The following is a 20897-nucleotide window of genomic DNA, read 5'->3' as shown; positions in this document are numbered from 1 at the left end:
CTTCTGAATAAATTGTTATTTTATAAGCGAATTGACTTCGCAATGTTTAATTCTTACAACCAAGTTGTAAGTTCCTTACACATCATCGATTATCAATCTTGTTCAGTTTTCAAAGATCTACCTTTTATTAATTCGCTGTCCCAATTGACAACTCATTAATCATAGCAAATTATCAACACAGTGTCAATAACTTTTTTTATTTGCCAACGCTTGAAATCAACTGATTTAACGCGACTTGATTATAATATCAAAATCATCAATCACTGTCAACATCAATTTTTCAAGATCATTTGAGAAGATTAAGTAACCTCTCTCAACAGCAATATTTATACTACCAGGAAGTCTTTTTACGGTCAAGTACTTATTTAAAAATTTCTACTTTGTTTACTAGAACATCTTCAACAGGTTTGTCGCTTGCATCTACTTTAGCATCTGCAATCTTATCAACGATATCCATACCCTTAACTACTTGTCCGAATACAGTATGTCTGAAATCTAGCCATGGTGTTCCACCATTTTTAACGTAATAGTCAATTATTTCTTCTGGAAATCCCGCTTCATTCATTTGATCCATTAGTGTTTCAGGAAGTGTCTTGTTTTGCACAATAAAGAACTGACTACCATTGGTGTTAGGGCCAGAATTAGCCATAGACACAGCTCCACGTACGTTGTATAAGTCTTTAGAAAATTCATCATCAAATGGACGATTCCAAATACTTTCCCCTCCAGCACCGGTTGCTGTTGGATCACCACCTTGAATCATAAAATCTTTAATAACTCTATGGAAAGTTGTTCCATCATAGTAACCAACTTCAGCTAATTTCATGAAGTTTTCTACTGCTTGAGGTGCTTGTTTTTCAAACAAAGCTATTTGAATGTCACCATAATTTGTCTTTAGAATAGCCATCGGCTTATATTTATCATCTATACTTAATTGTGGATATTGAGTCATTTTGTCCTCCAAATATTTAATTGATATATCTATTATAGCTAACGAAGTAAAAATGATTAAGTGTTTTTACTAAATTATTTTAAAAAAACTTTAATGTAAATCATGTAAATTTGTTAAAATATAGTTAAACAACAAAAGGAGAGAGAAATGCAACTTTTAATAGATTTTATATTACACATTGACCAACACATCATTAACTTGGTTAATTATTTTGGTGATTGGACCTACCTACTACTATTTCTAGTGATCTTCATTGAAACTGGAATCGTAATTATGCCCTTCCTACCTGGGGATTCATTATTATTTGCAGCAGCAGCTATCTCTGCAAATCCAAAATATCACCTAAGTATATTCATATTTATCATCTTATTCTTAATTGCTTCAGTCGTCGGTGACTCTTTAAACTTCTTCCTTGGCGAAAAAGTTGGTAATAAGCTTACTAAACAAAAACATATTGGTAAGTTCATTAAACAAGAACAACTAGACAAAGCAAAAACTTTCTTTGATAAATACGGTATCTTAGCTATATTTATTGCTAGATTCATGCCAATCATCAGAACTTTCGCACCATTCATTGCCGCTTCAAGTGGTTACAAGTACAGTAAGTTTGTTAAATATAACGTAGCCGCTTGTATCGTCTGGGTACTACTATGTTGTGGTGGAGGATACTTCTTCGGAAACATCCCATTCGTACAAGAACACTTCTCAGTGGTTGTACTTGGTATCATCCTAGTAACTTGTATCCCTGCTTTAGTAGCATTGTTCAAAAAAGAAAAGAAAGCATAATAAAAAGGACTCCTATGTTGGGGCCCTTTTTTATTGTGTTGATCTATTAATAAATCGTAATAGGATTAAATAAAATACCGTTACAAATATAAATATAAAAGCAAAACCAATCATAAAGTACTGATCTGGAAACAGTATGATGATTGGTTCTTTTTTTGCATTAAATATCCAGTCGTTGTTTCTAAATAGGATTTTATGGAAAAAGATAAACGCATCATTGAAATCAATTAAAGCAAACACGAAAAGAAATACGAAGCATCCGTATATTTGCCTAAAAGATAATTTTAAAAGCCATAAAAAGCGATTTTTCCTTAATCTAATCAATGTTTTAATGACTATTGGCGTCATAATAACCATAAAGAGGTTATTTAATAAAATTAGTCTTCTCACATCCCCAAAGTGTTCCTTTACTACGTTATTAATTGGCAATGTCGTTTGCATATCGATAATAAAGAATGACTGTAAATATCTAATAATCAATAAGTAATTATCCCTTATTTGTCCTGAACTCATTTTAATATCATGTTGTACGTTTAATACATGGACAACTGACGTATATATAAATGGCATGTTCATAAATAAAAATATCGAGCAAGTTACAAACCACAAGATGATTACTAACGACAATGCTCGATACTTCATAAATTCAATATTCAAATTAAACTTCCCAGTCATCCAATGAATCAATTTGATGAGTTGGTTGCACTTCTTTTTGTGCTACTTGTTCCTTTGTAGATAAACCAGTGTAGACAATTAGGGTATCCATGCCAAAGTTAATACCCGCTGAAATATCGGTCATGTAGTTGTCTCCAACCATTACTACATCAGATTTATCAAGGCCAATCTTATCCAATGCGTTTTGCATGATAATTGATTCTGGTTTACCAATTAAAACAGGTTTTTGTTGGGTTGCGTATTCAACAAGTTTTACTAATGAACCTGCTCCTGGTTGCATCCCTTTTTCAGTTGGAATATTACTGTCTGGGTTGGTACCAATAAACTTAGCACCATCCCTTACTAATAGAACTGCCTTACTTAATTGATCATAAGTCACTGAACTATCTAAACCTACGATTACATAACTTGGTTTATTATCAGTAATTTTAAAACCGTTATTTTGAAGAGCAGTGATTAGTCCCTTTTCACCAACTACATAAGCTGTCCTATCTAACTGGTTACTTTCAGAATCTTTTTTTACATAGTCAGCAGTAGCTAGTCCTGCAGTGTAAACATTATCGACACTCACATGGATGTCATGATTATCACCTAGGTTTTTAACTACATCCTCTGGCATCTTGGTTGTGTTATTGGTTACGAAAAGAAAATCAATCCCATTTGATTGTAGTCTTTCGATAAATCTCTTGGCAGCTGGAATTCTCTTACTTCCGGCATAAATTGTGCCATCAAGGTCAATGAAATAACCTTTATACTTTGTCATTAATACTCTCTCCTAGTCCGTTCTTTGTTTAATTGTAAAGTGTCTCTTACCATGTCCCTTTGATTGGGTCACTGTCACGTGTTCTCTTTTATCTACACGAGGTTTTTCGTTAGTGACCTTTTCTTTAATAAAGGCATGACGGTTGTTCTTATTAGATGAACGACGTCCTCTTCGCTTATTGAAAGAACCATTTGGCTTAGTCTTTACTTCTAAGTTATGCAAGACAAAATAGTCAGCACCCATATTGGCATATTCATATAAATAATCTTGAATTGCCATGAATTGATTTTGTAGTGGTGTGTTACTACCATCATCAGAAAATCCCTTTAGTCTTAATACGCCATAGCCGTAATCACCAACAATAAAGCTGTATCGACTAAAGATGGGATTGTAACTAGCAGTGAAATCATCAATATTAAAACAGTTATTACGATTACTGATGATTTCATATTTATGACCATTAATCAAAATGGTCTTTTCGTCTTCAAGTTTTATGTTAGCTAGTGGTTTATAGTTACTATTCTTTTCTTCGACTAGCTCTTCAATACTCTTACGATCCAAAATTATCCTCTCCTATTCTAGCGGATATTTCTTTGATAGATATGATGCGAACACTTCTCTAAGTGTTTGGTCATACAAGATATTATTATCACCCTTAATTGCAACCGTTGGGAAGAACGGAATGAAGATGTAATGATCTAGTAATGCAATTTCGTAGGTTTGATTAAAGTCAATCAACTTCCCGTCGAAGTAAACATTATTTTGGTCATCAACATCGATTCCATCATAGTTCAATTGGCCAAAATACTTTCCTCTAAAGCCCATTCCCTTTTGTTCATATGCAATTAGGAATTTCCAATTCTTTTGCATTTCCATTACCATGCGCCATAAGTCGCTTCCAGATAATGTTGTCTTAGTTACATGCATAGAATGTGGCAAGATTTGATGTAATTGATTCTTATCTACAATTCCTTTTGGCAGAGCATGTAGGAACAATCCATTATTAACGATTGCAGCTTTAGTTCCTGCCTTTTCTTTCATTGCAGATAAAAATTCGCTAACCATTCTTGGTTTGCCACGAAGACCATTATCCATTTTTTCATCTAACTTAGCAACTTTAGATTGTGCCAAAATGTCTTGACCACGTTTTTCTAAAGCATCCAGCCACTTACTGTCTTCTGGTTCAACAGGTAGGTCACTAGTTTTAACGACACTAGCTTCACTATTGATAACGTGATCATCATCAACTTCTAGTGTTACCTTTCCAACGTAGTATCCATACTTACCAGCAGCAGCCAATAATGATTGGTTATCTCTTTCACCATGTTCAAACAAATGATGGGTATGGCTTCCAATGATAACGTCAAAGCGTGGAAATTTCTTAGCAATCAATCTATCTTGAGTAACACCTAAGTGGGATAACAATACTAATACTTCGTCATCATTATCATTGTCCAACAATTCAGGAATTTTTTCTTGGTCATCAATTGGTGTCCATCCCTCAAGCGTGTATGTTGATTGATATGGGGCTGTTAAACCATAAATCTTAATATGATTACCACCTGGTGTATTAATCATCTTAGTTTCATGAGCCCAATCTGGCCTCTTCTTAGTATCTGAATCAACAATATTACCTAAAACAACGTCGAAGTTGGCGGCATCATACAAATGGTTTAACTGGTCTTTACTATTGGTTAGACCTTCATTATTACCAATTGTGGCGGCATCATAACCAATTTCATTTAATAATTCAACATTAGCTTTACCGTCGGTAGCATCAGTCAATGGATCAGCTCTATCTAAGGCATCTCCTAAATCAACAGTAATGACAAAGTAGCCTGCTTTTTCTAGCTTTTGTTTTTCGCTAATTAAATATCTTTTTATTCTTGGCCAATTTTCAAAGTGTGAATGTAAATCATTGGTATGTAAAATAGCAATTTTTTCCAAACTTACTTCCTCCTCATCGTCTTTTGGCAAAATCAATTTTCTTTTGTTCCACCATCTTAAAAATATCCTGTTCACTAAACGGAGCACCGAATGGCTTCTCATAGCCTAAATAATCTTTTTCTGGACTATCAACTCCAACATTAATATTTTCCTTTACCGGCACTGAATAGTGATGAATATGCCCATGAAGATCAATAATCGGTCCAACCTGGCCCATCATCAATGGATAGTGGGTCATATAGTATTGGGCGTGATTCATCTTAATCAATGCTCCGACATCGTGGAAAGAAAACTTTGGTTTCCCATTCAATTCATAGTTATTTTTCTCAATGAACTTAAACAAAGCTCTACTATCGTGATTTCCTTTAATAAAGACAATCTGTCCATTCAATTGTTTTAAAATATCATAAATTTTTTCATGTGCTTTTCTTTGGGGCTTTTCATGACAGACTGCGATATCACCTAAATGATAAACAATATCACTGTCAGAAACCTCTTCATTCCAGTTTTTAATGATATCGTTATCCATCTCATCCACAAAGAAATATGGTCGTGGCGCGAAATTCTTATTTCCTATCATGTGTTTATCAAGAAAATGCGTATCCGCTATAAAGTATTTCATTCTTGCCACCTACTTCCTTACTAATAGAATAAACTATTATTGAACAAATGAAAAATAAAAAAACAGCTTCAATCAAACTAACCACTTAATTAAGTAATTAGTCGTTGAAACTGTTTTATTTTTTATACGCGGTCTTTAACAACCTTGAAGATGTATAGGAATACAATCCATACGATTGATCCGATTAATGGAATCATTGTGTCTACTCTAAATAGCAATACAACTGCTACGAATAGTAGGAATGCTAATACAAAGTAACTTGAAAGTGGGAATAAAGGCATCTTAAATGTTAACTTGTCTTCTTCCTTGTTCTTCTTAACAATCTTTCTGTACTTGATATGCGCAATTACGATTAATCCCCAAATGAATAGGAAACATGTGGTAGCCACACTTGAAATTAATTGGAAAACACCGTTTGGCATAAATGCGTTCAAGATTAGTGAAATTGCGATAACAGCAATTGAGAATACGATTCCAGCTGCTGGTAAACCGTTCTTAGTTAAGGAACCAATCTTCTTACCAACCTTATTGTCAGTACCATAGCATAATGAGTATGCCATTCTACCTGTTGTAAAGATTGATGAGTTACATGCAGATACGGCAGCAGTTAAAACAACAAAGTTGATGATTGATGCAGCTCCGGCAATACCAATGTTTTGGAATACTTGCACGAATGGACTTGAATCAGCATTGATGTAGTTCCAAGGATAGATGCACATTAATGCTACTAATGAACCAATATAGAAAATTAAAATTCTTGAAGGTACTTCGTTAATAGCCTTTGGAATAACCTTTTCAGGATCATGTGTTTCTGAAGCAGTCATACCAATCATTTCAATTCCGGCAAAACTAAAGATTACCATTTGGAAACTCATTAAAAATCCTGAGATACCGTGTGCAAACATTTTGTGACCAAATAGGTTTGAAAGACTTGCATGACCCACTGGAGTCTTGTAATTAATAATTACTAGTACAATTCCTGTTGCGATTAAAGCTAAAATAGCAACAACCTTGATTAATGCAAACCAGAATTCAGTTTCACCAAATGCTGATACATTAATTGTATTTAATAGGAACAAAATAATGATGATAATTAAACCAGTTATCCATTGTGGTACACTTGGGAACCAATACTTTATGTACAAACTGGCAGCTGTAATTTCAGCCATGGCAATAGTTATCCAGCAGGCCCAATAAGTCCAACCGGCAACGAATCCCATCTTTTCACCCAAGTACTTTTCAATAAATTCAATATATGAATGACAATCAACGTTGGATAATAATAATTCACCAAGTGATCTCATGATAAAGAATCCGGCAATTCCAGCAATTAAGTAAGCTAAAATAATTGATGGCCCTGCAAATTGGATGGATTCACCAGCTCCTAAGAACAAACCAGTTCCGATTGTTCCACCCAAAGCGATTAATTGAACATGACGATTTTTTAAACCTCTAGAAAGCTGTTGGCCTTCTTGTTTCGGTGATTCTTGCATTTCATCACCCTCCTCTAATTATTCTATGATGTTAATTATACATATTTTATTTGAACTGCAATACGTCTGAATCTTTATAGACTTGCACTTAGCAACGTTTAAGCCGCAGCATTTCAACGTTTGTTCATGTTATTTATATTTAATTGAATTATTTTCATCAATCCATGAAAATAAAAAAGAGACCTTATTCGGTCTCTTTTTCATTATTTTTTAAGACGTTCGATATCTCTAACAATCATTAATTCTTCGTTTGTAGGAATTAATAATGTCTTGATCTTAGCATCGTCAGCACTGATATCTCTTTCAACGGCACGAATGTGGTTCTTTTCAGGATCAACCTTAACACCGAAGTAGCTTAACTTATCAGCAACTTCTTGTCTGATACCAATATCATTTTCACCAACACCGGCTGTAAATACGATACCATCAACACCGTTCATTTCAGCAACGTATTGACCAACGTATCTAACGATTCTGTTCATGTACATGTTACGAGCTAATTCGGCTTGGTGGTTTTCATCCTTAACTGCTTCTAGATCTCTCATATCAGCAGAAACTTCAGATACACCAGCTAAACCTGACTTCTTGTTTAGGATGCTAATCATTTCGTTAATATCTGAAATTCCTTCTTTTTGCATAATGTAAGCAAGTAGTGAAGGATCAACATCACCAGATCTAGTAGCCATCATGATACCAGTTAATGGAGTGAATCCCATTGAAGTATCTAATGACTTACCATGGTCTACGGCACAGATTGAAGCACCGGCACCTAAGTGCATGATAACTAGCTTTAAGTCTTCTAGTTTCTTGCCCATCATTGCTGCAGCACGGCCTGATACGTAACGGTAACTAGTACCATGTGCACCATATTTTCTAGCTTTGTGATCACGGTAGTACTTGTATGGTAAAGCATACATGTAGTTTTCTTCTGGCATTGAAGTATGGAATGAAGTATCGAATACAGCAACACTAATTACGTCTGGCAAAATCTTCTTGAATGCTTTAATTCCTAGAATGTTTGCTGGTTCGTGAAGTGGAGCTAGTTCTGATAGTTCTTCTAACTTACTTAAAACATCATCATCAATAACAACTGAGTCAGTGAAGTATTCACCACCGGCAACAACACGGTGACCAACACCCGTGATTTCGTTGTAATCAGCAATAATGTTTAGGCTTAGAAGTTTGTCTAATACAAGTTTGATGGCTTCTTCGTGGTTTTGAATATCCATTGTCTTTTGGAATTTTTCGCCATCACCATATTTAATTTCAACATCTGATTTAGTTAAACCAATTCTATCGATTGCCCCGCTTGAAATTAATTTTTCTGAAGGCATTTCGAATAATTTAAATTTTAATGTGGAACTTCCTGCGTTAATTGCAATTGACTTTCCCATAATAGTTCTCCTAACTTTTTTTAGATAATAAATCCTTTTCTTCCCACTCAACTAGTTCTGCTAAGAATTTTTGGAAAGCAGATACTTCGTTAAATGATGGGAACTCACCAATCATAATTTTTTCAACTTGGTGGGCATCTTCACCATGCTTTTGTAGAATCAAAACAGCTTTTTGAGCATTTGCATTGTTAAAGATTTCTTTTGGTAGATTCAACAATGCTTGAAGATAAGCATTATCTTGAATCCATTTTAACAATGATTTTGATTCCGGCGTGTTAAAGATATTACTTGGTACTAAGAAAACCCCATAACCACCTGGTTTGATATGGTTCATCCCTTGTTCGATTAACAAGTGGTGAGCATATGAATGACCATCTGTTGATCTTGTCTTATAGTTAGTGGTATTTTCATCAATCGGATAATACCCAATTGGTAAATCAGAAATTACTAGATCTGCATCATCTACCAAAATATTGGCAACTGAATCTTGGTAAATAAGTTCAGTATTTTTATCGTTTCTTTGCATTTGTGTACTTATGCTTGAAACAGCTAACATAGAATCATCATTATCGATTCCAATAGCATGCAAATCAATATCCTTAACTGCATCCTTCAATTGATTCATAACCGTAGTTAATAGGTTACCCATTCCAACGGATAAATCCAGAATCTGTAGATGCTTGGCATTCTTAATTAATCTAATAACTAAATAGCCCATGATAGAAGCTATTGTATCAGGTGTTATTTGGTGATTTGCTTGAATCGCATCCTCTTTGGTTGCTTTAATCATGCAAATTTGAATTGCCTTTCTTACAGTTTCTGCATCCATAGATTGATAATCTACATCTCGGTATAATCCTTCTAACTTAGAAACTGTGTCACTATCTGGTATACCATCTTCAACGTGAACTTGTCCGTCATTGATAAGGTTATCTCCAGTCTCGATGAATGCATCAAGATATGATACCCCTAGCTTGTCCTTCAAGATTTCAGCTGAAGAATTGAAAACTTTAAACAGAGTTTCTGTATCTTTCTCAGTCAGCACACTCAACTCCCTTAAAAGTATTATCACTTAATAACAACTTTCATATTACCAGATTTTTACAAGAAAATTCAAGATAAACCATTAATAACTTGCATATAAATTATCGTTATTCATAACTTTTTATCAATTTATCTATCGTCTGCATTTCTGCATTATATTTTTCATATTTTATCAATAAGAAAATTGATAAAACTGATAGAACGACAATCGCAATCAATGTCGCTGATCCACATTTTTTACTCATAAGATATTGAACTCACATCCTCATAACTTTCACCGTTTGTAAATTCCACATTAATTGCTAAATGCTTCTTTACTTCTTTAAAATTAACACTTTCAACATTATCTAATATCGGATAAAATCCACCATTCATACCAGTTAAAATTATCATTCTGCCATTTTTAAACATTTCATACTCTTTGTCATACGTTTTGCTCCCAATATATAACAACTTTCCACCCACAATTTTATATAAAAAGTAGTGTTTCTTAGGTAATTCGATATTCTTTATAAACAGCTGAAAATCCACAGCATGAATATTTTTCGTGTTATATGATTTCTTCAATGGATTGATCATTGTAATCGAAAACGCAATTAAACCCAGTATTGTTAGTGCAATGATCGTTTCAATAATCGTAAAGCCCTTTTCTCTTTTCATAATCTATTCTCTTTTGTAGCAAAGTTCTTCTAGCTTTATCTAGATTGTCATACATATGTTGGTTTGATTCACAAAAGAAAATCATCCCCACCGAAATTAGAGTCAGCGCCGTAATCGAATCAATCATAATAAAGCCTTTATTCATAATATTCTTCATATACTTTATAAGTACCTCCACCAAGCTGTACTTTTAAAAGATAACAGGTATGTGTCGTCTTGGAATACCACTTATAGGTTTGTGGTGGAACATATCCGTCATTGTTAATAGTTATTAACAAATTATCCTCTGAACGCATACCATCAGGCATTTTCAGATTATTATAATGACCATCGTTAAAAAAGATAATGTCATGATTTTTCTGGTAAATATATGTTTTTAATCTGCTATATTCACTATTCGCAATTCCTTGTTTCCAATACACATTAAAATTTGCCCAAAAATCTTTTTCTAACTCCCTATCATTAATATGAACACCTTGATATAAAAATATACATAATGACATAAAAATAGAGCTAATGATTAATACAATCAGCATCTCAATTGTAGTGAATGCGGATTTATTTTTTTGCCACGGCCTTGTTGTCCACAATTTGAATGCCTTCTTCTTGAGCTTGATCAGCTTGTTTTTGGGTTAGGTAACCATTTTTAACAAGCTCATCCATACTTACGTCTCCTTTATTTTCATCTGATGAAAATGAATCAATTTGACCTTGAACTAAAGTTTGCATTGCATGGACATGTACATCGGTTGCGTGTTTTCTTTGTCCTGAAACATTTGGTACGACAATTAAAATTAGTAGTGAAATAATAAATAATACGATTGTCATTTCAATTAGTGTGAAGCCTGCTTTTTTCTTGTTCATTTTTAAATTCCTTTCAATGATGAATAAATTGGCATAAGAACAACTAAATATGCCAACACAATACAAATTCCAATAAATAAAAATAATAGCGGTTGAATTAAATTAATTAGTTGATTAGAACGACGATTCATTTCCTCAAACTTAATCTGTGAGAAGGCATCTAGTTTGATTAATATTTCCGACACCTTTGAGCCATGATGGAAAAAGCCATTAAACTCAACTGGAATAAACGAATACATTTTAGTTAGCTGCCCGACATCTTCTCCATGATCAGCTAAACGGCGTGCCTTTTCTCCTAACAGATACATAATAGTATTTGGCTTAAAATCCTTTAAAATGATTAGGATATTCTTTAAATCAATGCCATTTTGAATCAACATTTTTAGTTCAAGAGACAATATATATCCCATATATGCTTTGTATATTTTTCCGATAAACGGAATTCTCGATATAACGTCTCTTTTTCTTAGTAATGGTAATCGTTTATACATCACCGAGACGATTAAAATCCCCATAAGCATACAGAGTAAAATTATATATAGCCAACCCAAATCATAATGTTGCATGGAATTAATCGAACTTAATTGTGGTAATACAAATGCATTGATAGCATAAACAATTCCAATCAAAATAATCACTAATACAATTGGATAAAACAGTAAGTCTTTTATCTTTGATTTGTTTTTTAACTTAACTTCAATAAAGTGGCTTAGTTCAGCTAAACATGAGGACAGATCACCATATTTTTCGCTAATCATGATTTGGTTATAGAAATCGTTATGAACCAAGCCAACAATACTGTCGCTGAAACTACTTCCTTCACTCAACTTATTAGCAATTTTTTTAATTGTTGATTGCCTACCACCTACTTGAGATAGAAACTGTAGTGATTCCTTAATTGTAAATCCAGCACTAAATAAATCACTTAAATTCTTAAACAGATAATACTGCTTATTCAGCGATAGTTTTTCCATTGCCAACTATCCTTTCTTTTAAACCTGCAAAATCATTTCTAATATCCATATTCACTGAAATATCTCTCTGATTTTTTACTGATAACGTTTGAAAGACAACTGAGTTTAAACAGTTAAATAAGTCGTCATAGTCACAACCCAATTGCCGTAACCTATTAATGACACCATCAATATCTCTGGCATGGATTGTAGTTAATACCAAATGACCAGATAATGCTGCACGAACTGCGGATTTAGCAGTACTAGCATCTCTAATTTCACCAATAATAAAGACGTCCGGACGACTTCTTAGTCCCACCTTAATCAATTCGTCATAACCCATGTCAGCTGATTCATTGACCTGCAACTGAAGAAAATTGGTATTAATAATTTCAACTGGATCTTCAATACTCATAATCAATTTATTTGAACTCATTGAATTAGATAGATGATAAATTGATGTCGTCTTCCCTGAACCGGTCTTACCAGCGAAAATAATCATCCCATTTTGTTTGGATAATTCCTTTAGTCGATAGAATTGATCCTCATTGTCGTAATTGATAGTCTCATCATCCAACGAATAAATAATTCTAATTACCATTGATTCATGATTTTTATAATTTCCAACTGAGGAAAAACGTAAGAAAAATTTCTTTTGATTATTGATAAACTCAAATGAACCAATCTGTGGTCTTCTACGTTCACTGATTGACATCCCGCCAATATATTTACAGTAATTGATTAATTTATTCGCTTTTTCATAATTGATACAATCATGATTCTCAATGCTTAATCCTGTATGTTCCCTAACAATGTAATTTTCATTAATCGGCAGAAGATAAATGTCTTTGATTTTGTCTTCGATTGCTTGATTAATTAAATTATCAAAATAATTTGAAATACTCATAAAAAAACCTCCACTTTTTATATTCGAAAAAAGTAGAGGTTTCATTTATTTTTATACAAAAAAAGATACACCTATGTGCATCTTTTTTTAATTATTCAGCTGCTTCAGGTAATTCAGCTGCTTCGTAAACGTCTTGGACGTCATCGTTTTCATCAAGTTCGTCAATTAGACCAGTATATTGTGAAACTTTGTCACTTGGTACAGCAGTCTTGTTTTGAGGGAACATTGTAACTTCAGCAGTATCTAAATCATATTTTTCTTGTAAAGCATCTCTAACAGCAGTTAGATCTGAAGGTGCAGTGAAGATTTCAAATTGGTCATCATCTGACTTCATGTCTTCTCCACCAGCATCTAAAACATCCATTAACATGCTGTCTTCATCAACGTCTAATCCGTCACGTAGGATAACGATGTATCCCTTACGGTCAAACATGTATGAAACAGAACCATTTGATCCTAGTGAACCACCATGGTGACTGAATGCTGAACGTACGGCAGCAGCAGTACGGTTCTTGTTATCAGTTAAACAAGAAACCATGATAGCTGTACCAGCAGGTCCATATCCTTCGTAAGTAATTTCTTCGTAGTTTGCTCCACCTTGACCAGAAGCCTTATCGATAGCACGTTGAATGTTATCCTTAGGCATGTTGGCAGCATGAGCTTTATCAATCACAAGACGTAATTGTGGGTTACCGTCTGGTTCTGGACCACCAGCTTTAGCAGCTTGGTATAAATCACGAGACAATTTTTGGAAAATCTTACCACGTTTTTTATCTTGGGCACCTTTACGTCCTTGAATGTTATGCCATTTTGAATGTCCTGACATAATCACAGCACTCCTCTCGAATTCTATTGTTTCATTAGTTTACAAACATATCAATTATATCAATCAGTATATAATTAATCAAGTTACTATATCAGCTATTTAGTTGAGTCGCGTTCAACTATTTCATAGCCTAAAACCACATAACGATTATCAATCTCTTCTTTGTTCATGATCTTGGTCAATAATCTCATTGCTACCGCACCAATATCATACAAAGGTTGAGTGATTGAAGACAATTGTGGTCTCATCATCTTTGCCAATTTTGTATTATTACTTGTGAATAATTCAAAATCTTGTGGCACTGAAACACCTCTATCGGTCATTCCATTTAAGATTCCGGCAGCCAATTCATCATTAGTTGCTACAGCTGCAGTAATCTTATCATTGATGATTCGTTCAGCCAAATCATAACCATCTTCATATGTTCCCTTTGTTTCGAAAACCAGCTTTTCATCAAACTTGATTCCGTTGTTTTCCAAAGCAGATACATATCCTTTTAATCGGTATTCCTTATTGACATCTTGTTTCATTGAGCCAGATGCAAACGCAATTCTAGAATTACCGTTTTTGATTAAACGTTCTGTTTCATTCTTAACTGCATCTGCATAATCGATGTTTACACTAGGTACAGAGTTATTAATATCAACTGAACCTGCAAGCACGATTGGGCAGTCAGAACGCTTAAAATCAGCTCTTAAATCATCATTAATTTCATTACCCATGAAGATAATTCCATCAACTTGTTTACTTAACAATGTATTTAGTACTGATGCTTCCTTATCGGGATTATCATCCGAATTGGCTAGGATAATATTGTACTTGTACATGGTAGCAATATCATCAATTCCACGAGCTAGTGAAGAAAAGTATCCATCGGTTACATCGGGAATGATTACCCCAACCGTTGTTGTCTTCTTACTTGCTAGTCCCCTTGCCACAGCATTAGGGCGATAGTCCAGAGCATCTATGACCTTCAACACTTTTTCTTTGGTTGCTTGTCGTACGTTACTGTTACCATTCAAAACTCTGGAAACAGTAGCCATGGAAACACCAGATTCTCTAGCAACATCGTAAATAGTTACATTTTGCTTTTCCATTCTCTCAAACTCCTCTTTAAGTCCGCCTGGGTTGTTTTCATAGCGCTTTCAATATGTTTACAAATATATCAGATAAACGATGATTTAACAAGACTACCACCTATTGAAAAAAACAAAAGAGGCCTAACAAAGTCAGGTCTCTTTTACAATTTAAAAATTATTTACTTAAATTGTCTTCTTGTTTTAAAGCATCTGGGTCGATGACAATATCTTGGCTATCATCAGCGTTTTTTCTAACTTGATTTCTCAAATTATCAGCTGCTTTATGGAATTGGGTACTACCTTCATCGTAGTAGTATTGTGCTTTGTTAACTACATTGTCGTTAACCTTACCAGCAGCGTCTTTAATCTTTGACTTTGCATCTGAGGTCTTGTATTGTAGTTGTTCTTTTACGTCATCAACAGAATCTAAAGCGTAAAAAGCATAATCTAATGCACGATCCTTTAGGTCGTTAGCAGTCTTTACAGTACTGTTAACGAATTCCTTTGTCTTTTCATCATCCATCTTACGGTATGCTAAGTATGCAGCAGCAGCTGCACCGGTAGTTAATCCTAATAAAAATAGTCCTGTCTTTTTCATAAAAAACACTCCCTTTTATTTTTTAAACATTCTAAAGCCAGCACCTGCGGCTTTTTCCATAAATGATTTCTTGTTTCTGTTTTGGAACTTTTTGGCTAAGTTTTGAGTTGCGTTATTTAAATCGCTAACGCTTTGTCCAACATCTGCAGCAGCTTGATAAACTGGATCCAAGGTGTTGATTTTTTCATTAACATCCTTAACTAATGAATTTGAGCTAGCTAAAATATCTTCGGCTTGCTTTGATATTACAGTAATATCTTGAGAAATAGAATTAATATTCTTATTTACCTCGTCAACAGTCTTAGATAACTTGATTAGTAGAACCGCAGCACAAATTGCAATAATGAAAAATGCAACTGCAGCAATCAAACCAGCTAATCCTCCAATTGTCATGCAACCCCTCCTCATACGTTTATATGATTATAATAGCATTTACTATTTAATCTTACAATTAGTTAAACCTTAAGCCTTCCACCATTCGTCAAACTTACTATATAGTTGTTTAATTGCATTTCCACGATGGCTTATCTCATTTTTTTCATGATCAGACATTTCTGCCATGGTCTTCTTCTTACTTGGTACATAAAATAATGGGTCGTATCCAAAACCATTATCACCTCTTGGGGCTTTTAGAATGGTTCCTTCTATGGTTCCATAAACAACGAATTTTTCACCATGTTGATTCAATAATACTAAGCAAGTCACAAATTTAGCATCACGTTTGTCACGATCACCTAATTTTGCTAATAGCTTTTTATTGTTCGCGTCGTCATCATGGTCTCCAGCATATCTAGCTGAATGGATTCCAGGTTCATTATTTAATGCAGGCACTTCCAAACCAGAATCATCAGCTAAAACTGCTAAGTTAGTTCGCTCGAAAATGGCTTGTGCTTTAATGGTGGCATTTTCTTCAAATGACTCACCATTTTCAATAATTTTACCTAATTCTGGAAAATCTGCAAGTGTTTTAAAGTCGATATTTTTATCGGCAAACATTTCGCGAAATTCGCGGGCCTTATTTTGATTGTTAGTCGCAATTACAATTGTGTCCATAATCATAGCTCCTCTAATTCTTTAATTGGTAGGTGTTTTGCGTGTACTTCATAGTTAAGCCACTCATTTGCAACCTGATTGAAGTTATCTGCATCACCAGTGGTGTAGAAGGAATAAGTAGTATCTCCCTCTTCATCATTTTCGATGTGATGTTGTTGTAAAATCATCTTAATTTGCTTAACAGTTTCGTATCCAGGATCAATTAGTTTAACTGAATCGCCAACTGATTTTTGAATCATTTCACGCATTATTGGAAAATGCGTACAACCAAGAATTAGAGTGTCAACGTTATCCGTATTGATAGTTGATAAATCGTAATCGACCACTTCTTGTTTTTGGGCGTCTTTGTATTCTTGGTTTTCAACCATTGAGACAAACCTAGGACATCCCTGGCTAAATACTTCGATATTATTATTAATCTTTTTAATTTCTTTTTCGTAAGCACCACTCTTAACAGTTCCATTAGTGGCAATTAATCCAACACGATTGGTCTTTGTATTATTGACCGCAGCAATGCTTCCTGGATTAACAACACCAATTACGGGAATAAGAAGATGCTTTCTTAAATAATCTAATGCGTGTGAAGTTGCAGTATTACATGCAATTACCAGCATTTTAATATCTTCTTTTTCAATTAAGAAGTTTGCTATTTGTAATGAATATTGTTGAATTTCTTCTTTAGATTTTTCACCGTATGGTAAACGGGCTTCATCGCCCAAATATGCAATATTTTCATTTTGTAATTCCCTCATTGCTAGCTTAGCAACTGTTAAGCCACCAACTCCAGAATCCATAAAACCAATCGCTTTTTTGCTCAAAATAGTAACCCTCTTTTCAGTTCCATTACTTTTATATTACCATTTTTAGCCATATCTGACATTTATTAAGGATAAACATTTACTTTAATTTTACTTGGGATATACAAATTATGATAAATTTATAATATAATGTATTTGTATATAAGGAATTGAGGTTAACAAGTATGGATAATAATAATCTTTACAATAAAATAATTGATAATGATTCTACTCGTCCTCTATGGGGACAAGAATTATTAAGAGACGTATTATTAAACGATTTATTGGGAAATGATACCCACAGCATCATGTATTGGGCTGGTAAAAAGATTGCCAGAAAGTTCCCACTAAAAGATGCTTTGGATACTGTCCTATTTTTCAAACAATCAGGTTTAGGTGACTTATCTGTTTCTTCTGAAAATAAGCATGAAATCAAATGGACATTGAGTGGAGATATCGTTGCTAAAAGAATCGAAGCCAATCCAGATGCCGACTTCATGTTCGAATCCGGTTTCTTAGCTCAAATTGCTCAACAACAATTCGGGGTAATTTCTGAAGCCGAAATGAATCCTAAAGAAGAAAAAAATGGAACCGTCCTTATTAGAGTACATATGGATCCAAAGCATCCTGCTCCAGTAATTGAAGATTCCGTTAAAGAATTTGATTTAAAACAATAAAAAAAGAACGCTTAGCAATATGCTAAACGTTCTTTTTTTATTATCTTATAGGTATTGGTTTAAGATCTTAGCTAGTTGTTCTTTGCTGTGGTAACCCACGATGCTATCTACAACTTCGCCATCCTTCTTTACTAATAAAGTAGGAATACTCATAATACCAAATTTTTGTGGTGTTTCTGGGTTTTGGTCAACATCCATCTTGTTGAATGTTACCTTGTCACCCATTTCTTCAGATAATTGGTCTACAACTGGTGATTGCATACGGCAAGGACCACACCAAGTTGCCCAAAAATCAGTCAAAGTAACACCTTCGGCAGTATCTTTTTCAAATGTCTTATCTGTTGTTTCTGAAACCATATTAATAGCCTCCTTATTTTTCTTACTGAAAGTAAGTTTAGACTGTTTAGTAATTAAATGCAAAGAATAAGTCTTATACGATTTAATTTTCTATTTCAATTTTACCACTGTGGAACCGTCTCCTCCAGCATTTGCTGGTGAATAATTAAAGGAGTCAACTCGTCTATCACTGGAAAGCATGTCTGTGACACCTTGTCTAAGTGCTCCGGTCCCTTTTCCGTGAATAATTGTTACTGAAGGATATCCTGCAAGCACAGCAGAGTCCAAGTATTGATCAACTTCATGCATTGCTTCTTCATAACGATGGCCACGTAAATCTAGTTTTGCAGACACACGTTTGGAAGCAGTTCTTTTAACCTTAGTATTAAACCTTTGTTCATCGTTATCAACTTTGATTTTTTCAAGGTCACCTTCGGCAATTCTCATCTTAAGAATTCCTAATTGAACTTCCCATTCATTATCATCTAACTTCTTAACCAATACACCACGTTGGCCATATGATTTGACCATAACGTCATCACCCTTATGGAAATCATGTTTAGCTTTCGCTTTCTTCAACACACGGTTATTAACCAGGTTAACATCATGACGTAGTGAGTTTAATTGACCTTGAGCATCAATTAATTCATTTTCCTTGATGGTAACTTGGCCAACTTTACGTTGCTTTTCATGAAGATCCTTGATAATTGCGTCCGCCTTCTTCTTAGCAGCTTCAGCAATTTCATTTGCTTGTTGCTTAGCAGCAGTCACCAATCGATTCTTTTGGTTCTTGTACTTAGCATATGCTTCACTCAAGTCTTCATGTAATTTGGTAGCATCACCCAATTGAACCTTTAGTTCATCAGCCTCAACTCGTGCGCGTTTAGTTTGTTCAGTTAATTCAACAATCATTGTGTTTAAGTCTTGGCTATCTTGGTCGACAAGTGATCTGGCTTCTGTAATGATTGATTCATCCAAACCGAGTCTAGATGCAATATTTAAACCATTACTTTGACCAGGAACACCCATCATTAAATGATAAGTTGGTTGAAGGGTTTCACTATCAAATTCCATGGATGCATTAATCGTTTGAGGACGGTTGTAAGCATATACCTTCAATTCAGGATAGTGAGTTGTAGCAACAACATCACAATCCTTTTCGGCAATCTTGTCTAGAATCGCGATGGCTAAAGCAGAACCTTCCTTAGGGTCGGTTCCGGCACCTAATTCATCCAGTATTACTAAACTCTTCTTGGTAATTCCGTTCAAAATGTCAACGATATTATCCATATGAGAAGAGAATGTACTTAAGTTTTGTTCAATTGATTGTTCATCACCAATATCAGCAAAGACATTGTCAAATACTGCAACAGATGAACCTTCATTGGCTGTCACAAACAATCCTGATTGAGCCATCAATTGAAGTAATCCTAATGTCTTAATAGTAATGGTCTTACCACCAGTATTAGGACCGGTAATAATGATTGCCTTATTATCTTTGCCAATGTATAAATCATTAGCAACAACCTTATTCATATCAATTAAAGGATGTCTAGCTTGCTTTAAGTTAACATGATTTTCGTTTGATACAACTGGTCTGGTTGCCTTTAAATCTCTCGCATATTTGGCCTTGGCATTAATCAAATCCAAGTGTCCTAATATCTTAGAGTTATTGATAATTTCACTTTGGTAAGGACGAATTAAATCAGATAATTCGATTAAGATACGTCTTTCTTCATGACGTTCTTCGATTTGTTTTTGACGAAGTTCTGTATTTAAACCAACGGTTGAAGCTGGTTCAATGTACAATGTTTGTCCAGAAGAACTGCGATCATGGACAATTCCACCAAACTTATTTTTATTTTCAGCTTTAACTGGTAAAACCATTCTGTCATCTCTAATCGTGACGATTGGTTCAGTTAAATCCTTACTGTGTTTTTGAGTGAATTGATTCATAATTGAACGAACTTCACCCTTAATTACATCCATTCGACGTCTGATTGAATTCAATTCCTTTGAGGCAGTATTTAATAATCTGCCATCATCGTCGATTGAATCAGATAGTCGTTGTGAAATGCTTGGGACTGCTTGAATATCATTGATTAGTTTATATAAACGATTCAATGATACTTCATCGTCTTTTAGGTTATTAAAAAATCTAACTAGATAGTTAGATGTCTTTAAAATCTTATTTATCTTTGATAATTCACTACCATTCAATGAAGCATCAATCTTCAAACGCTTCATGTATGGGGTGACATCATCAAGCTTGGGAATGGAAATTTCTTTATCTAAACGTAAAATATGCGCCCCATCATCAGTTTCATCAAGCCACATATTAATAGTGTTAGGATTATCTACCGGTGATAGTGCAGCTAGTTCCTTTTTCCCGTTTCTAGTCGTTAAGTATTGCTCAATTGAGCTCTTAACTTTTTCATATTCTAAAGTTGATAGAACTTTTTCATTCATTT

Annotated in this window: 24 protein-coding genes; 2 read left to right on the top strand and 22 right to left on the bottom strand. The window is 34.2% G+C overall.

Annotated features, from left to right (window positions below; genetic code table 11):
* Positions 1-361: 361 nt before the first annotated feature.
* The gene (locus KTJ72_RS04830; RefSeq protein WP_034530939.1) at positions 362-952 is read right to left on the bottom strand and encodes a peptidylprolyl isomerase; all 591 of its coding nucleotides are present in this window, start codon (positions 950-952) and stop codon (positions 362-364) included.
* 147 nt (positions 953-1099) lie between these two features.
* On the opposite strand from KTJ72_RS04830, the gene KTJ72_RS04825 reads away from it, so the two are divergent.
* Positions 1100-1738, top strand: coding sequence for a VTT domain-containing protein (locus KTJ72_RS04825; protein ID WP_041152702.1), 639 nt, complete (start codon positions 1100-1102; stop codon positions 1736-1738).
* Between the two features lie 30 nt (positions 1739-1768).
* Here KTJ72_RS04825 and KTJ72_RS07205 read toward each other — a convergent pair whose 3' ends face one another.
* The 19 genes from KTJ72_RS07205 to racE all read right to left on the bottom strand — a co-directional run bounded on the left by KTJ72_RS07205 (position 1769) and on the right by racE (position 17434).
* Complete coding sequence (locus tag KTJ72_RS07205) at positions 1769-2380, bottom strand: TIGR01906 family membrane protein (protein ID WP_188595237.1); 612 nt, start codon at positions 2378-2380, stop codon at positions 1769-1771.
* Positions 2381-2396: 16 nt separating this feature from the next.
* Positions 2397-3176 (bottom strand): TIGR01457 family HAD-type hydrolase, encoded by a 780-nt coding sequence (locus KTJ72_RS04815; RefSeq protein ID WP_041152704.1) that lies wholly within the window; start codon positions 3174-3176, stop codon positions 2397-2399.
* A gap of 12 nt (positions 3177-3188) precedes the next feature.
* Positions 3189-3737 carry a YutD family protein gene (locus tag KTJ72_RS04810; protein WP_034532203.1) on the bottom strand — a complete coding sequence of 183 codons (549 nt, stop codon included), beginning with the start codon at positions 3735-3737 and terminating at the stop codon, positions 3189-3191.
* Between the two features lie 12 nt (positions 3738-3749).
* Positions 3750-5123 carry a bifunctional metallophosphatase/5'-nucleotidase gene (locus KTJ72_RS04805; protein ID WP_249419563.1) on the bottom strand — a complete coding sequence of 458 codons (1374 nt, stop codon included), beginning with the start codon at positions 5121-5123 and terminating at the stop codon, positions 3750-3752.
* 13 nt (positions 5124-5136) lie between these two features.
* A complete protein-coding gene (locus tag KTJ72_RS04800; protein ID WP_041152706.1) occupies positions 5137-5745 on the bottom strand; it encodes a metallophosphoesterase in 609 nt (202 codons plus the stop codon).
* A 122-nt stretch (positions 5746-5867) separates the two neighbouring features.
* A complete protein-coding gene (locus KTJ72_RS04795; RefSeq protein WP_041152707.1) occupies positions 5868-7238 on the bottom strand; it encodes an amino acid permease in 1371 nt (456 codons plus the stop codon).
* A gap of 203 nt (positions 7239-7441) precedes the next feature.
* The gene (locus KTJ72_RS04790; protein ID WP_034532195.1) at positions 7442-8632 is read right to left on the bottom strand and encodes an acetate/propionate family kinase; all 1191 of its coding nucleotides are present in this window, start codon (positions 8630-8632) and stop codon (positions 7442-7444) included.
* A 10-nt stretch (positions 8633-8642) separates the two neighbouring features.
* Entirely contained in the window at positions 8643-9677 is a 1035-nt protein-coding gene (locus tag KTJ72_RS04785; protein ID WP_217304239.1) for a class I SAM-dependent methyltransferase, read from the bottom strand.
* A gap of 236 nt (positions 9678-9913) precedes the next feature.
* On the bottom strand, positions 9914-10336 hold the full coding sequence (locus KTJ72_RS04780) for a competence type IV pilus minor pilin ComGF (RefSeq protein WP_034534286.1): 423 nt from the start codon (positions 10334-10336) through the stop codon (positions 9914-9916).
* Between the two features lie 137 nt (positions 10337-10473).
* Complete coding sequence (locus KTJ72_RS04775; RefSeq protein WP_217304238.1) at positions 10474-10839, bottom strand: hypothetical protein; 366 nt, start codon at positions 10837-10839, stop codon at positions 10474-10476.
* A 55-nt stretch (positions 10840-10894) separates the two neighbouring features.
* On the bottom strand, positions 10895-11200 hold the full coding sequence (comGC, locus tag KTJ72_RS04770) for a competence type IV pilus major pilin ComGC (RefSeq protein ID WP_041152709.1): 306 nt from the start codon (positions 11198-11200) through the stop codon (positions 10895-10897).
* 2 nt (positions 11201-11202) lie between these two features.
* Positions 11203-12174, bottom strand: coding sequence for a type II secretion system F family protein (locus tag KTJ72_RS04765; protein WP_041152710.1), 972 nt, complete (start codon positions 12172-12174; stop codon positions 11203-11205).
* Positions 12152-13060 carry a competence type IV pilus ATPase ComGA gene (gene comGA, locus KTJ72_RS04760; RefSeq protein ID WP_217304237.1) on the bottom strand — a complete coding sequence of 303 codons (909 nt, stop codon included), beginning with the start codon at positions 13058-13060 and terminating at the stop codon, positions 12152-12154. Before comGA ends, KTJ72_RS04765 begins: the two co-directional genes overlap by 23 nt.
* 91 nt (positions 13061-13151) lie before the next feature.
* Complete coding sequence (locus tag KTJ72_RS04755) at positions 13152-13886, bottom strand: YebC/PmpR family DNA-binding transcriptional regulator (protein ID WP_034532182.1); 735 nt, start codon at positions 13884-13886, stop codon at positions 13152-13154.
* 95 nt (positions 13887-13981) lie between these two features.
* Positions 13982-14983, bottom strand: a complete 1002-nt coding sequence (ccpA, locus tag KTJ72_RS04750; protein WP_217304236.1) for a catabolite control protein A — start codon at positions 14981-14983, stop codon at positions 13982-13984.
* Positions 14984-15140: 157 nt separating this feature from the next.
* The gene (locus tag KTJ72_RS04745) at positions 15141-15563 is read right to left on the bottom strand and encodes a YtxH domain-containing protein (protein WP_034532178.1); all 423 of its coding nucleotides are present in this window, start codon (positions 15561-15563) and stop codon (positions 15141-15143) included.
* Between the two features lie 15 nt (positions 15564-15578).
* Entirely contained in the window at positions 15579-15956 is a 378-nt protein-coding gene (locus KTJ72_RS04740; RefSeq protein WP_051592199.1) for a DUF948 domain-containing protein, read from the bottom strand.
* A gap of 69 nt (positions 15957-16025) precedes the next feature.
* On the bottom strand, positions 16026-16616 hold the full coding sequence (locus tag KTJ72_RS04735) for an XTP/dITP diphosphatase (protein ID WP_217304235.1): 591 nt from the start codon (positions 16614-16616) through the stop codon (positions 16026-16028).
* 2 nt (positions 16617-16618) lie between these two features.
* Positions 16619-17434 (bottom strand): glutamate racemase, encoded by an 816-nt coding sequence (gene racE / locus KTJ72_RS04730; protein WP_217304234.1) that lies wholly within the window; start codon positions 17432-17434, stop codon positions 16619-16621.
* Positions 17435-17598: 164 nt separating this feature from the next.
* Between racE and KTJ72_RS04725 the strand changes: the two genes are divergently transcribed.
* Entirely contained in the window at positions 17599-18090 is a 492-nt protein-coding gene (locus tag KTJ72_RS04725; protein ID WP_052471501.1) for a YslB family protein, read from the top strand.
* Between the two features lie 45 nt (positions 18091-18135).
* Here KTJ72_RS04725 and trxA read toward each other — a convergent pair whose 3' ends face one another.
* Together trxA and KTJ72_RS04715 are read right to left on the bottom strand one after the other, a co-directional pair.
* Complete coding sequence (gene trxA / locus KTJ72_RS04720; RefSeq protein WP_272946541.1) at positions 18136-18453, bottom strand: thioredoxin; 318 nt, start codon at positions 18451-18453, stop codon at positions 18136-18138.
* Positions 18454-18537: 84 nt separating this feature from the next.
* On the bottom strand, positions 18538-20895 hold the full coding sequence (locus KTJ72_RS04715) for an endonuclease MutS2 (protein ID WP_041152712.1): 2358 nt from the start codon (positions 20893-20895) through the stop codon (positions 18538-18540).
* Positions 20896-20897 lie beyond the last annotated feature (2 nt).

This window comes from Apilactobacillus waqarii, from assembly GCF_019061205.1.
Classification (GTDB): domain Bacteria; phylum Bacillota; class Bacilli; order Lactobacillales; family Lactobacillaceae; genus Apilactobacillus; species Apilactobacillus waqarii.
Note: the sequence above shows the minus strand (reverse complement) of the source record. Positions and strands in the feature narration are given on the sequence as shown.